At 59.1% G+C, this 13,445-nt stretch carries 13 protein-coding genes; 8 read left to right on the top strand and 5 right to left on the bottom strand.

Annotated elements, in window-relative coordinates; all coding sequences use genetic code 11:
* Positions 1-22: 22 nt before the first annotated feature.
* Positions 23-1,180 carry a CPBP family intramembrane glutamic endopeptidase gene (locus AC5S3R_RS17075; protein ID WP_494268366.1) on the bottom strand — a complete coding sequence of 386 codons (1,158 nt, stop codon included), beginning with the start codon at positions 1,178-1,180 and terminating at the stop codon, positions 23-25.
* A gap of 225 nt (positions 1,181-1,405) precedes the next feature.
* Here AC5S3R_RS17075 and AC5S3R_RS17070 point away from each other — a divergent pair, with 225 nt between their 5' ends.
* Together AC5S3R_RS17070 and AC5S3R_RS17065 are read left to right on the top strand one after the other, a co-directional pair.
* Positions 1,406-2,395: a phosphoesterase gene (locus AC5S3R_RS17070; RefSeq protein ID WP_494268365.1), complete on the top strand. Its 990-nt coding sequence runs from the start codon at positions 1,406-1,408 to the stop codon at positions 2,393-2,395.
* A 126-nt stretch (positions 2,396-2,521) separates the two neighbouring features.
* Complete coding sequence (locus AC5S3R_RS17065) at positions 2,522-4,123, top strand: DUF6600 domain-containing protein (protein WP_494268364.1); 1,602 nt, start codon at positions 2,522-2,524, stop codon at positions 4,121-4,123.
* Between the two features lie 114 nt (positions 4,124-4,237).
* Here the strand turns inward: AC5S3R_RS17065 and AC5S3R_RS17060 are convergent, their stop codons facing one another.
* Together AC5S3R_RS17060 and AC5S3R_RS17055 are read right to left on the bottom strand one after the other, a co-directional pair.
* Entirely contained in the window at positions 4,238-5,038 is an 801-nt protein-coding gene (locus AC5S3R_RS17060; RefSeq protein WP_494268363.1) for an enoyl-CoA hydratase/isomerase family protein, read from the bottom strand.
* A 165-nt stretch (positions 5,039-5,203) separates the two neighbouring features.
* Positions 5,204-5,818 carry an HAD family hydrolase gene (locus tag AC5S3R_RS17055; RefSeq protein WP_494268362.1) on the bottom strand — a complete coding sequence of 205 codons (615 nt, stop codon included), beginning with the start codon at positions 5,816-5,818 and terminating at the stop codon, positions 5,204-5,206.
* Positions 5,819-6,020: 202 nt separating this feature from the next.
* Between AC5S3R_RS17055 and AC5S3R_RS17050 the strand changes: the two genes are divergently transcribed.
* The 6 genes from AC5S3R_RS17050 to AC5S3R_RS17025 all read left to right on the top strand — a co-directional run bounded on the left by AC5S3R_RS17050 (position 6,021) and on the right by AC5S3R_RS17025 (position 11,770).
* A complete protein-coding gene (locus AC5S3R_RS17050) occupies positions 6,021-6,599 on the top strand; it encodes a helix-turn-helix domain-containing protein (RefSeq protein ID WP_494268361.1) in 579 nt (192 codons plus the stop codon).
* 271 nt (positions 6,600-6,870) lie between these two features.
* A complete protein-coding gene (gene uppS / locus AC5S3R_RS17045; RefSeq protein WP_494268360.1) occupies positions 6,871-7,686 on the top strand; it encodes an undecaprenyl pyrophosphate synthase in 816 nt (271 codons plus the stop codon).
* 82 nt (positions 7,687-7,768) lie between these two features.
* Positions 7,769-8,611, top strand: a complete 843-nt coding sequence (locus tag AC5S3R_RS17040) for a phosphatidate cytidylyltransferase (protein ID WP_494268359.1) — start codon at positions 7,769-7,771, stop codon at positions 8,609-8,611.
* A 37-nt stretch (positions 8,612-8,648) separates the two neighbouring features.
* Positions 8,649-9,803, top strand: coding sequence for a 1-deoxy-D-xylulose-5-phosphate reductoisomerase (locus AC5S3R_RS17035; protein ID WP_494268358.1), 1,155 nt, complete (start codon positions 8,649-8,651; stop codon positions 9,801-9,803).
* A 56-nt stretch (positions 9,804-9,859) separates the two neighbouring features.
* Positions 9,860-11,257 (top strand): RIP metalloprotease RseP, encoded by a 1,398-nt coding sequence (rseP, locus tag AC5S3R_RS17030; RefSeq protein WP_494268357.1) that lies wholly within the window; start codon positions 9,860-9,862, stop codon positions 11,255-11,257.
* A 93-nt stretch (positions 11,258-11,350) separates the two neighbouring features.
* Positions 11,351-11,770: an acyl-CoA thioesterase gene (locus tag AC5S3R_RS17025; protein WP_494268356.1), complete on the top strand. Its 420-nt coding sequence runs from the start codon at positions 11,351-11,353 to the stop codon at positions 11,768-11,770.
* 61 nt (positions 11,771-11,831) lie between these two features.
* Here AC5S3R_RS17025 and AC5S3R_RS17020 read toward each other — a convergent pair whose 3' ends face one another.
* Entirely contained in the window at positions 11,832-12,821 is a 990-nt protein-coding gene (locus AC5S3R_RS17020; RefSeq protein ID WP_494268355.1) for a polyprenyl synthetase family protein, read from the bottom strand.
* Between the two features lie 40 nt (positions 12,822-12,861).
* Positions 12,862-13,365 (bottom strand): YajQ family cyclic di-GMP-binding protein, encoded by a 504-nt coding sequence (locus AC5S3R_RS17015; RefSeq protein WP_494268354.1) that lies wholly within the window; start codon positions 13,363-13,365, stop codon positions 12,862-12,864.
* Between the last annotated feature and the right edge of the window lie 80 nt (positions 13,366-13,445).

The raw sequence follows: 13,445 nt of genomic DNA, 5'->3' as shown, positions 1-13,445 counted from the left end.
AGTTTTGGGCTAAGCTCTCTGGCTAAGCGGTAGGATTTTCCGCAACAGGAGCCGGAAGAAGCTCCGTCCGCTTGCGGCCATAGAGAGCAAGAATCGCAACCAGCAGAAGCAGAATCACGGGAATCACCAGCAGGCTTCCTTCGGGGCCGTCGGTGCCACCGCTCCACAGGACTGAGCCTGTTGGCGTGGTGGTTAGCAGGTGGCCTTTGGATACCATTCCGCTGTCGGCAGTGCCGTAGAAGTAGGTTTCCGCCCAGTCCCATGCGGCGTGGCAGCCAAAGGCCCACCATGCCGATCCAGTGGCCCAGACACTGACGCAGAAGACAAAGCCGATGAGCGCAGCGGCGAAGATGCCGATCCAGTTTTCTCCGTTGTTGCCGGTGTGCACAAAGCCAAAAAAGGTAGAGGTAGCCCATGCCGCCTGCCAGAAACCGCTGCCTGGCGACTTGCGCAGATGCAGCCACAGGCACGGCAGCAGCCCGAGCAACGCAAAGCCATAGACGCCCCACACGGCCTCGCCCTTGAGGCGCAGCAGGGAAGCGCACATAACGGCAATCACCCCAAGCGCCCACCAGAAGTTGATGCCGCGCGTCAGCGTGAACTGCAGATAGCAGCGGCAGATACCCTCTTCTGCAAACCCGACGAGCATGAAGGCGACGGCCCACAGCGCGGCGTAGTAGACGATTTGCCCACCGCTCAGGGCCACAGGACCAAAATGCATCCAGCCGCCGAAGTTCATGCTTTCAATGAGTACGGAGAGCGCAACAAAGCCCGCAACAAGCCCGCTGAGAAAGCGCGAAAGGCGGCGCGGTCCGGTGAGGTTGTAATCCCATATGTGGCGCTTTTCAATCTTCGCCATGATGGAGGCGGCGAGGAAAGCGGAGCCAAGCAGGATGGCTTCTCCCACCATGGCTCGCAGCGGCGTTGAGCCTGCGCCAACTGTTGAGGTTTTGTGCAGGAGTGCATCCGTCACGAGCCCGACGAGAACGCTCATAGTGAACAAGGCGATAGCCAGCAGAACGAAAAAGAGAGCCACGGACCAGCCGGCGCGCAGTCCCTGTGTGCCAACGAAGACCGAGCGCGTGTTGCCGTCTGGTGCTGGAGCAGGAGGCGGTGTACTGGTTGTTTCAATAGCGATGTCTGGCGCTTCTGCCCCTGCGCCCTGAATCTCAGAATCCATTCATGCCCCCCAAAAAAATACAAAACCCCAATTGCGTAACGGAACGTGTCATCGAATCTTCGTCAGAATACGCTTTCCCTGTTGGAGTCGTTCAAGGTGGAAATAAGTTGTATGAGGCTGAACGTATTGTCCGCTGTGCGCATGCACCTTGACAGCCTCATCTCAGCCTTTATCCTTAACAGTTCTGGCAGTTTTTGATTCTTCCCCGCCGGTTGAGGTGTTGGTTTGCAGGTTCGCGTTTTTTATCACGACAAATGCTTTGATGGAGCCTGCTCGGCCTCTCTCTTTACCCGTTTTCATCGCGAGTGTATCGCCAAGGACGCCAGCTATCAGTACCACGGCCTCGTTCACCGCGCCGGCGCGCTTTTTGACGAGGCCCAGTTCACCGGCGACGAGAATGCCATTGTCGATTTCAAATACTCCGCCTCCCCGAAGATTACCTGGTGGTTCGACCATCACCTCTCGGCTTTTCTCACGCCAGAGGACCAGAAGCACTTCCAGGCATGCCAGCAGGATCCGGAGTGCGCGCGGCGCAAGTTCTTTGACCCGGACTACACCTCCTGCACCGGCTTTATGGCTTACATTGCGGAGACGGTCTTCGGCTTCGACACCAAGCCTGTCGCGGACCTCATCTACTGGGCCAATATTGTGGACGGCGCGCTTTATGAAAGCCCCGAATCTGCCGTAGAAATGGCCGCGCCTGCAATGAAGCTCACGCTCATCATCGAGTCTATGCAGGACCCTGAATTTATCCCGAAGCTGATTCCGCTGCTGACGGAAATGCCGCTGAAAGACGTGCTGGCACAGCCGTTCGTAGCAGAGCTGCTGCCGCCGCTGCTGGAGCGCCATGACTTTGCGCTGAACCTCATCCGCAGCCGCAGCGAGGAAAAGGACGGGACGATCTTCTTCGATATCACGGACCATCCGCTCGAAGGCTTCAACAAGTTCATTCCGTACTATCTGCATCCGCAGGCTACCTACTCCATTGGCCTTTCCAAGTCGAGCTTCCGCACCAAGGTAGCCGTTGGCACCAATCCATGGACCAAGGTTCCGACAGCCAATCTCGTCAATCTGGCGGAGATTTGCGAGCGCTACGGCGGCGGCGGCCATGCCCGCGTGGGAGCCATCAGCTTTCCGCCGGACAGGGAAGACGAGGCACGCGCGGCGGCGGCGGAGATTGTGGCCGAACTGCGGGCGAAAAACCCGCAGGCCTGAGTTTGCCTCGCCTGCCGTATCGTTTTGGTGCTACCATTTTTGGCAAAACCTGCTCTGGCTGAAACCTCGCACGGAGCTGGAGCGTCATTACCAACGGTTCGTATGATTTACCGGAAGGAGCGGGTTATGGCTACATTCTCCGCATCCGTCGCGACTACCGGACTTTCTCTTCTGCTGATAGCCGCCGCAGTTCCCGCGCAAACCCCAAGCCCGAGTCCTGCCCAGGACACCGCTCCGACCGCAGTCCAGGAAGAACCAGCTCCGGCACAGACAGCCACTGTCTCCAAAGTACGCATCGTGCGCATCAGCGAGGTGCGTGGTGCCGTTCAGCTTGACCGTTCCAACGGTCACGGCTATGAAGCCGCCATTCCCAACCTGCCCGTGGTGGAGCAGAACCTCCTCAAAACCGGCGTAGGCGTTGCCGAGGTCGAGTTTGAAGACAACAGCACGCTCCGCCTCGGTCCCAACTCCGAGGTTTATTTTGCTGAGCTTGGCCGCTCCAGCACCGGAGCAACAGTCTCTGTTGTGCGCGTGCTGAAGGGCATTGCCTACGTAAGTCTGCTGAAGCAGGAGGGCAAGGCCCCCGCAAATCAGTTTGACCTTGCTTTTGGCGACCGCAAAATCCCGCTACAGCCCGGCACGCATGTACGCCTTGATATGAGCGAGCAGAACGCTCAGCTTTCCGTGCTGGACGGTGCAATTCACGCGGATTCTGCTACCGGCGCGCTCGATGTGCCTCATAAAAAGACGGCCATCTTTGCTCTGAACGACCAGGCGGAGCCCACTGTCGGCAAGCTTGTGCAGGACAGCGAGCTCGATGGCTGGGATAAGCAGTCAATGCAGTACCACCAGCGCGTCGCGTCCTATAGCAACAACTTCGGCAGCTCGCCTTACTCCTACGGGCTGTCCGACATGATGTATTACGGCGCATTCAGCAATTTCGGCGGTTGCGGCAGCATGTGGCGCCCCTACTTTGCCAGCGCGGCCTGGGACCCATATTCGAGCGGCGTCTGGGCATACTACGCCAACTCAGGCTATAGCTGGGTGTCGCCGTATCCGTGGGGCTGGACGCCCTACCATTACGGCTCGTGGTCTTTCTGCCCCGGCACGGGTTGGGGATGGATGCCCGGCGGCATGTGGAACGGCCTCAATAACGTGACGGCCCTCAACCGCCTCAACTCCACCTCTCCAAAGTCTCCAAACAAGCCCAGGCTTGGCGGCGGCCCTAAGCTGCCAACTGCGCCAGCACCGCCAAAGGCGGGCACGCCCTCTCTGGTGGGGCATAACCTCACGGCGTTGGTTCACTCCGGAGCAGTGGTAGGCAGCTCGGATGGAGAAGGCGCATTCGTCTTCCGCAAAGATTCGGCAGGCATGGGGGTACCGCGCAATGAGCTTGGCAACCTGCATGGCTTCTCGCAGCGCGCCGTGCAAAGAGGAACTGCGGCAACCCCTGTCTACGCAAGCATAGGCAGCCATAGCGGCATGGAGGGGCCTGCGCGGGGCGTGGTGCATGGAGGCGCGAGCAGCGGCTATGCTCCCGTTGCCATTCACCGTGGAAGCACAATGTCTTCCTTCAGCGGTCCGTCGTCCGGCGCCACCTCTGTAGGCGGTCACATCAGCGGTGGCAGCTCCGGCAGCAGCTTCAGCAGCGCGCATGTGTCGTCCACAATGAGCGCACCATCTTCTGCGCCGGTTTCCGTATCCTCAGGCGGTGGCGCGCACCACTAGGAATAAGAGCAAGCTCTTCTTTGCTTAACCGAAAAACAAATCGGGCCGGGTTTACGAATCTCGTAAACCCGGCCCGATTCTTTTGTTCAGGAGATGAGGCTAGTCCAGCAGAAGTTAAACCTTCGCGTGCAGGCTCGGCCACTCCGGCCGCCGGTGCTGCAGAAACGCCTCAATGCCTTCGCGGAAGTCCTCTGCGGAGCGATGATTGGCATTCACTTCGATGGCCTCTTCCAGCTCCGCGTCGAGATAGCGCTTGGCATGCAGCGTGAGCAGCCGTTTTACTTCGTGCATGGCCTGCGGGCTGTTCTGTAGCAGCCCTTGCGCGGTGGCGTAGGCAGTCTGCATCAGCTCTTCCGCTGGAACAATCTGCGTTACCAGCCCATATTGCAGAGCTTCCTGCGCCTTGAGCAGCCGCCCGGAGAGCAGCAGGTCGCGCGTACGGCGTTCTCCCACCTGCCGCAGCAGGAAGGAAAGAACAATCGCCGGCACAAAACCTACCTTCACTTCCGTGTAGCCGAACTTCGCCTCCGGCACGGTCAGCGTAAAGTCGCAAAGTGTGGCCAGCGCCATGCCTCCGGCAATGGCCGGGCCGTTGACTGCGGCAATGATGGGCTTGGGAAACTCAAAGATTGTGCGCAGCATGCGGGACATGTTTTCCGCGTCGTGGCAGCCCTCATCATGCGAGTTGGCGGAATGCGGGGTTGCCAGGTGTTCCATGTCCAGTCCCGCGCAAAAGGCGGGGCCGGCTCCCGTCAGAATCACCACGCTGCTGTCGTCCTGCGCAGCCGCGTCCAGCGCCTGCGCAATCTCATTCATCAGCTGTGGGGAAAGAGCATTGCGTTTCTCGGGGCGATTGAGAGTGATGGTGGTAATTCCGTTGTCGGTATCAACAAGCAGATTGCGGTAGCTGGCCATGACGACCCCTTTTCTTGAAGCGAATCCAGCAACAAAAGGAAGAATAACGCGAAACTGTACCCGCAAAAAGGATGCGCGTCACATGCGGCAGGACTCATCCTTTGCGGATAGCAGAATTCTGGAGCAGCAGAATTGTACTCGTTTTTCTTTGGGTTTTCCCGTCGCCTACAACCCCAGCTCCGCCGCCCGCTTCTTCATCGCATCAAGACAGAACGCAATATGCGCATCCAACTCTACGCCCAGCTCTTCCGCGCCCTGAATCACATCCTGCCGATTCACACCCTTCGCAAACGCCTTGTCCTTTAGCTTTTTCTTCACGCCTGCTACTTCCACATCGGCAATTGCCTTCGTCGGCTTCACCAGAGCGCAGGCCGTCAGGAAGCCCGATAGCTCATCGCACGCAAACAGCACTTTGTCCAGATGCGTAACCCGCGGCACGCCGGAATACTGTGCGTGTCCCAGGATCGCCGTCCGCGTTTCCGCAGGCCAGCCAAGCCGCTCCAGCTCCCGAACACCCACAAACGGATGTTCGTCAAGTGAAGGATGTTTTTCATAATCGAAATCATGGAGCAGGGCAGTGGTCGAATACAGCGTTATCAGACGCTCGCGTTCTTCCCCGGCCAGTCCCTGCCGGTCGGCCTCCGCCTCGCCGTAAGCGGCTACACAGGTCTCCACGCCCAGCGCGTGTTTGCGCAGGCTTTCGCCCTGCGTCCACTCGTGGAGCAGATCCAGAGCCTGCTGCCGCCCGAATTGATGCACATCTGTCCCAGTTTCCGCCATATCTCCGCCTGTTTACTAGTTAGTTTCGTTGTTACTCGATTTGGTTCGTGTTTTTCCGGGTTTTTCGGGGTATTATAGGGGCAACTTAGGCTTGACCCTAAGTCTGTACTTGACAATTATGGTTCACTCCCCCCAATCTAGCAACAGTCGTGGTGCAGAGATGCACCGCGGAGACCATGCTCTGGAACTCCGCACACAATCTATGGCCACAGCGACTGTAATTCCGGCGCCCGCAAGCACCACTGGTGCGGTCGTCCAGATGCCACCCCGCGAGGTCATCCGCTGCGAGCATTGCCTGCTGGTGCAGTACCGTACCAGCAACTCAATGTGCCGGCGGTGCCACAAGTCCCTGGACATGCCAGAACCTACGCCCGTGCTCGGCCCTGTGCCGGTTGTGGGCGGCAAGCCTGCGCCTCCCGAGGCTGAGGCTGGACTGCAGGTAGCGACGCAGGTGAAGGAAATTCGCCGCGCACGCCACCTGAGCCAGCGCCAGCTAGCCGGCCGCATGCAGGTTCCACGCACTTACATCTCTAAAATTGAAAACGGCAAGGCAATTCCCACGCTCGGCTCGCTCGAAAGGCTCGCCGACGCGTTGGAAGTCAATGTCTGCCAGCTTGTTCGTGACAGCCGCAGCCGCCGCGAGGAAGAGGTAACGGCTATCTTTGCCGATACGTTCCTGGCGGAGGTGGCGCAACTGCTGCCTAAGCTCGACTCGCTCCAGAAGACACTCTTTCTTGGTGCGGTTCGGGATAAGTCAACAGGCCAGCGCCGCACGGCATAAATTAGTTTTCCGCGTCCCTTTCGCACACTGCGCCGGTAACAGGCGCAGTGTGCGCTCCGTTTGCATTGCAGCACCCGCTTCGGCTGTGCTAGCGTCGATGTATCCCGCCGAGACCGATTCGCGGTGGCATGTGCGGGTTTCCATTCTCCAGCGCGGCGGGAGTGGTTAAAATATATTCACGCGAATTTCCGCGCATCGCTTATCCGGCATCCGTTTTTTCTCACTCAGATGCTTTCACGCAGAGGCACTTCCATTGCAATCAGCAGGCACGTTGCGCATTCATGAGCTCACGCCGGAAGAGCGCGCGGTCTACGACACGCTGAAGCCGGAGAGTCTTCCGGAACACGTCGCCATCATTATGGATGGCAATGGCCGCTGGGCTGGTTCACGCTCTCTGAAGCGCTTCCTGGGCCATCAGCAGGGCGCAAAAAGCGTGCAGCTTGTTACAGAGACCTCTTCGCGCATTGGCCTGCCCTGGCTTACCCTCTACGCCTTCTCGCTGGAAAACAACCTGCGCCGCCCCAAGGTGGAAGTCAACTTCCTCATGCGCCTGCTCAAGAGCTATCTCGAAGGCAACGTACAGCGCATGATGGACAACAATGTGCGCATCCGCTACATTGGCCGCACACATGAGCTGCCCAGTGAAGTGCAGGAGACCATGCAGTGGGCCTCGGAAACCACCGCGCGCAACACCGGCACCACGCTTACGCTTGCGCTCAACTACGGCAGCCGCTCTGAGCTGGTGGACGCCTTCCGCGCGCTCTCCGCCGAGCTCAAGCACAAGCACATCTCCGCGGACCGCATCACGGAAGAGGACATCCACCGCCATCTTTACACCGCGCACATGCCGGACCCCGACCTGCTCATCCGCACCTCCGGCGAGATGCGCATCTCGAATTACCTGCTCTGGCAGATCGCCTACTCGGAGATATTTATCACCGACCGCCTCTGGCCGGACTTCCGCGGCGTCAACCTCCTTGAAGCCATCGCTGCCTTCCAGCGCCGCGAGCGCCGCTTCGGCGGCCTCAGCGAAAACGTCGGCGTCACCGACGAAGAAGCCGAGCGGGTAAAAATCGCGGTCAGCTAAGCACCTTAGAATCTGCTGAAATCCCATTCCACCTGATTTCCTGGGTGTATTCTCAACCCTGGGCAATCAGGACAAAAAATAAATGAAAAGAATTCTCACGGCTGTAGTACTTATCCCCATAGTTCTGCTTCTTGTTTTTTTGCCCGCAACTGCCTGGGCGCAAATCCTCTTCACTTCCGTAACCGCGCTGGTAGCCTGTCTCGCTGCGTGGGAGTTCCTGACCCTCGCCCGTCAGACCGGAGCCAAGCCCCCCCGTATCGCCACGCTCGTCTCCATCGTGGCTCTCTTCGCGGCCAGCTATCAGTGGCCTGACCAGATCGTCACCGCCACCGGCATTCTCGGCATCGCCCTGCTGGTCTACTGCACCTTTTCGAGCCCCGTTTCGCGCATGCTCGCCGACGTAACCTGCTCCGGCTTCTGCCTCGGCTACACCGGTTTCACGCTCATTACGCTGCCCATGCTGCGGGAGCAGTCCAACGGTCCTTCACTCGTCGTATTTCTAATGTGCGCCGTCTGGGCCGGGGACATCTTCGCCCTCTACGCGGGCCGCGCCTTCGGAAAGCACAAGCTCGCTCCCAGCATCAGCCCCGGCAAAACATGGGAAGGTTCCATCGCCTCGATTCTCGGCAGCCTCGCCGTAACCGGCGGCCTTCTGGCGCTCTCGGAGCAGCTCATCACCCACTGGAACATCGCCAAGCTCTCCTACGCAGACGAGCCTGTGTGGTACTGGCTCGTCCTCGCAGCCATCATCAACATCGTCGCGCAGGTAGGCGATCTCGCCGAATCCGCCCTCAAGCGTTCCGCTGGCGTCAAGGACTCGGGGACGCTGCTTCCCGGCCATGGAGGCGTGCTCGACCGCATCGACGCGCTGCTGCTGGCTGCGCCCGTACTGTGGTACGCTCAAATCATCCATCAGAGGTTTTAAGGAGGCCGCAAGCCGGCCTCCGAGGTCTCATAAAGCATTGAAAAGACTGGCAATTCTCGGCTCCACAGGCTCCATCGGCCAAAGCACCCTTTCCATCGTAGAGCAGTTCCCCGAGCGCTACTCCGTAGCCACGCTGGCTGCTGGCCGCAACATAGACGAAGCCTTCGCACAGACCGTCCGCTGGCGTCCCAAGCTCATCTCCCTCGCAACAGAAGAGCTCGCTGCACAGCTACAGACGCGCCTCAAGCAAGAGGGCATCACCGGCACAGAAGTCGTCCACGGCACAGAAGGCACGGTCGCCGCCTCCACGCACCCGGAAGCCGATTTCGTAGTCTCGGCCATCGTAGGCGTCTCCGGACTGGAAGCAACGCACGCAGCTATCCTCGCAGGCAAGCCCATCGGTCTCGCCAACAAGGAAGCGATGGTTGCCGCCGGCGAAATCCTCACAGCCGCCGCCCGCGAGCGCAACGTGCCCATCCTTCCCATCGACAGCGAACACAACGCCGTCCACCAGTGCATGCGCGTTGGCACGCACAACGAAGTCAAATTCATCTGGCTCACGGCCTCGGGCGGACCTTTCCGCACCACACCGCTCGACCAGTTCGCAGGCATCACGCCGGAACAGGCACTCAAGCACCCAACATGGGTGATGGGCCGCCGCATCACCATTGACTCGGCCACCATGCTCAACAAGGGCCTCGAAATTATCGAAGCCTGCCGCCTCTTCGACGTGCCACCCTCGCAGGTGCGCGTGACGATTCACCCGCAGTCCACCGTGCACTCGCTCGTCGAGTACGTAGACGGCTCCATTCTTGCGCAAATCTCCGTCACGGACATGCGCCTGCCTATCCTCTACGCGTTGGCCTATCCCGAGCGCCCAGCCTCGTCGCTCAACTTCGACCTCGCCGCTCTCAAGCATCTCGACTTCGAGCAGCCCGACTTCGCCCGCTTTCCTTGTCTCCGCCTTGCCTATGAAGCGGCAGAGAAGGGAGGCGCGCACTGCATCGCGCTCAACGCTGCCGACGAAGTTGCCGTGGACGCCTTCCTCAACCGCCGCGTCCCATTTACCGGAATCGCAGATACAATAGAGAAAGTGCTTGCCGAGACCCCGGAGTCGCATCCGGCCACCATCTCGGAGGTTCTGGAAGCCGACCGCGAAGCGCGCAGACGGGCAACGGGAAAAGTGGCATAAGACCACAGAAAACGGGCCCTCAAAAAGAATTGCGCTAAAGGAATCTTGTTGTTTCTATGCAAAATCTCTACGACGTAGCCGTCGCAATCGGCGCTTTCATCGTTCTCATCGGCCTCATGGTCACCGTCCACGAGTTCGGCCACTTCATCGTGGCCAAGTGGTTCCGCGTGCGCGTGGAGTCCTTCTCTCTCGGCTTTGGCCCGCGCCTCTTCGGCTTCAAATACGGCGAAACGGATTACAAGGTATGCCTCCTGCCCCTTGGCGGCTATGTCGCCATGACGGGCGAATCCATGCCCGGCGAAAACATGAAGCTCAGCGCCGACGGCAAAGAGGAAATCGAAGCCTATCAGCAGGACCCCGGTGCGCTCACCTCGCACCCGCGCTGGCAGCGCATGCTCATCGGCGTCGCTGGCCCCGTTGCCAACTTCATCCTCGCCTTCGTCCTCATGCTCGTCTACTACAACTTCATCAATGAAGTGCCAAAGGGCGTAGTCAAGGACACGCTGGTCGAGTGGGTTGTTCCCAACTCTGCTGCCGCACAGGCCGGCATCCAGGCGGGCGACAAGATTGTCAGCTTTGACAACGTGCAGAACCCAAGCTGGGCGCAGGTAGACGCGCGCGTCGCCGTCAACCCCAGCTCAACGGTAGCGCTCACGGTATCGCGCAACGGCCAGTCGCAGCAGCTCTCGCTCCATGTGCCGGCCTACACGCGCAAAAACGACACCGACCTGACTGTAGCCGGAATGCTGGCCGAAACCTACTCTGGCCCCATCGGCGTCTTCAAAATCGATCCCAACACGCCAGCCGAGCGCGCCGGGCTTCACAATGGTGACGAAATCCAGACCGTGGACGGCCTCCAGTTCCACTCCGTAGCCACGCTGCTCGCCTACATGCAGGCTAACCCCGGCAAGCAACTCTCGCTCTCGGTCCTGCGCAACGGCCAGCAGATTGCGCTCACGGCGCAGCCCGCGAACTCTGACGGCGGCTACAAGCTCGGCTTCTGGCCCGCCAACCCGTCCTTCGTCACCAAGCCTCTGCCCTTCGCACAGGCCGTCGCACAGTCCGCAGTCTTCTGGAAAGAGAACTCTCTGCTGATTGTCGATGTGCTGGGCCGCCTCTTCACGCACAAGGTCGCCGTCTCGCAGCTCTCGGGACCCGTAGGCATTGCTCGCATGGCAGGCCAGGCCGCGCAGATGGACGGCTGGCTGCCCAAGTTCGGGCTCGCCGCCGCCATCAGCCTCAACCTCGGCATCCTGAACCTGCTACCGTTCCCCATCCTCGACGGCGGCATGATTCTGCTGCTCCTGATTGAAGGCGCGCTCCGCCACGACATCAGCCTTGCGGTCAAGGAAAAAATCTATCAGGCAGCCTTCGTAGTATTGGTAGTCTTCTTCGCCTTCATCATCTTTAACGATGTAACCAAGCTGCCCATCTTCACGCATTTCAAACCGTAAAAACAGGGGACAGGGTATAGAGTACCGGGTTCAGGCGCACAACAACGCTGAGCCGCCAACCGTACCCTGCACCCTGTACCCCGCACCCTGTCTATGCCAGTAACATCAAAAATCCGCGTTCGCTACGCCGAAACCGATCAGATGGGCGTCGTCTACTACGCCAACTACTTTGTCTGGTTTGAAATTGGCCGCGTAGAAGTGCTGCGCTCCGTAGGCCTGTCCTACGACAACATGGAAAAAGAGCACAAGCTCATTCTTCCCGTCGTAGACGCTTCCTGCCGCTACCGCTCGCCCGCAAAGTACGACGACGAAATCCTTATCGAAGCGCGTCCCTCCATGCTTCGCGGCTCCGTGCTCAAGTTCGCATACAGAATCCTGCGTAACGGTAGGGAGGCCACAGAACCCGAGCTATTAGCCGAAGGAGAAACCGTCCACGTAGTCTGCGACGAGCACTTCAACCGCCAGCCCCTGCCCGACGTTTACGCCGAAGCCCTCCGCAACCTGATGGATTAAATCAAAAGGCCGAGGCGTAAGCCCCGGCCTTTTTCTGATTCCTGAAAACCTGATCTCTGCTTTACTTATCCCGCGCTACCACAAAATCCGGCAGCCACAACAGCGCCCGCTTGAACTCCGATTCCGGGAATCCCGCCAGTGCCGCACGAGCCTGTTCCGCATACCGCTCGGCCACTTCCATGGCGTACGCCACCGAGTCATGCCGCTTCAAAATATCGTGGATCTCCTGCCGAGAAACATGCTCAAAGCTGCGGTCGTCCAGAACACGCTGAATCAGCTTGCGCTCGGCGTTCGTCCCGTGGTCCCACGCATGAATGACGGCCAGTGTAGTCTTGCCCTCGCGCAGGTCGCTGGCAACCGGCTTGCCCAGCGTCTCTTCGGTAGCCGTCAAATCCAGTACATCATCCACAATCTGAAAAGCAAGCCCCACCGCGCGCCCATAGGTAGCAACATTGGCTTCTTCCGCCTCCGTCGCACCAGCCAGCACCGCACCCAACTGCATCGAAGTTGAGAACAAGCAGGCAGTCTTGCGGAAGATAAGGTCGTAGTATTCCGACTCGGAAACAGCCTTGCCCAGCTTCTGAATCTGCAGCAATTCGCCTTCCACCATCTGCTGTGTCAGGCCGATGAGCAAATCCAAAATCCGCAGGCTCTTTTCTTCCAGGGCTACGCGAAAGGCCTGCATATACAACCAGTCGCCGGCCAGCACGCACTTCTCATTGCCCCACATGGTGTTGGCGCTGGGCCGCCCGCGGCGCATATCCGCGTCGTCAATAATGTCGTCGTGCACCAGCGTAGCCGTATGCACCATCTCCACCACGGTGCCAAGCTTAATTGCGCCCGGCCCAAAAAAGCCCATCATGTGCGCCGAAAGCAGCAGTACCGAAGGCCGGATGCGTTTCCCGCCGCCCTCGCGCAGATATTCGGCAATCTCCGTAATGGTGCTAACGCTGGAAGCGGCGTCGCGGCCCAGCTCCTGCTCAATGGCCACAAGGTCATCCCGCAGAAGTTCAAAGACCTCTCGTGCCGTCGCTATCGCCAATGTACTCAAATTGTTTTTCCTGTATGGACTGGCAACTTAGCCAGAAAACCTAGTTGGTCCGGTAATTCGTAAACTGCAACTCAACGCCGAGGTCTTTGCCCTTCAGAAGCGCAATCATCGCCTGCAGATCGTCGCGGTCTTTGCCGCTTATTCTCACAGTATCGCCTTGAATGCTCGCCTGCACCTTCTTTTTTGAGTCCTTGACGATCTTGACGATCTCTTTCGCCTTCTCGCCCGGAATCCCCTGCTGCAGCGTAATCTTCTGCCTTACGCTTTGCCCGGCAGCCGGTTCCAGCTTGCCATAGGTTAGATTCTTCAGCGAGACACCGCGTTTCACCAGCTTTTGCCCAAGAATCTCCTTCACAGCCTCAAGCTTGTACTCGCCGGCAGACGCAAGCTGAATCTCCTTGTCGCCCTGCAGCAGCTCAATCTCCGAGTGCGAATCCTTCAGGTCAAAGCGCTGCTTCACTTCCTTGACCGCCTGGTCAATCGCGTTGCGGACTTCCTGGATGTCTACCTTGCTTACCACGTCAAACGAATTATCCTGCGCCATAAAATCCCCAACTTCCGGCAATGGTTCACCTGAATTCTGCTTTGTAACAGGGCACGACTTCAGTCGTGCCGCAAAACCAG

It is taken from the genome of Occallatibacter sp. FHG110214_02 (assembly GCF_059115385.1).
The sequence above is the reverse complement of the archived record's forward strand: the minus strand, read 5'-3'. Positions and strand labels throughout refer to the sequence as shown.

Coding starts and splice junctions, on each gene's coding strand:
- AC5S3R_RS17075 (WP_494268366.1), bottom strand. CDS start 1,180: ATGGATTCTGAGATTCAGGGCGCAGGGGCAGAAGCGCCAGACATCGCT.
- AC5S3R_RS17065 (WP_494268364.1), top strand. CDS start 2,522: ATGGCTACATTCTCCGCATCCGTCGCGACTACCGGACTTTCTCTTCTG.
- AC5S3R_RS17060 (WP_494268363.1), bottom strand. CDS start 5,038: ATGGCCAGCTACCGCAATCTGCTTGTTGATACCGACAACGGAATTACC.
- AC5S3R_RS17055 (WP_494268362.1), bottom strand. CDS start 5,818: ATGGCGGAAACTGGGACAGATGTGCATCAATTCGGGCGGCAGCAGGCT.
- AC5S3R_RS17050 (WP_494268361.1), top strand. CDS start 6,021: ATGGCCACAGCGACTGTAATTCCGGCGCCCGCAAGCACCACTGGTGCG.
- AC5S3R_RS17040 (WP_494268359.1), top strand. CDS start 7,769: ATGAAAAGAATTCTCACGGCTGTAGTACTTATCCCCATAGTTCTGCTT.
- rseP (WP_494268357.1), top strand. CDS start 9,860: ATGCAAAATCTCTACGACGTAGCCGTCGCAATCGGCGCTTTCATCGTT.
- AC5S3R_RS17025 (WP_494268356.1), top strand. CDS start 11,351: ATGCCAGTAACATCAAAAATCCGCGTTCGCTACGCCGAAACCGATCAG.
- AC5S3R_RS17015 (WP_494268354.1), bottom strand. CDS start 13,365: ATGGCGCAGGATAATTCGTTTGACGTGGTAAGCAAGGTAGACATCCAG.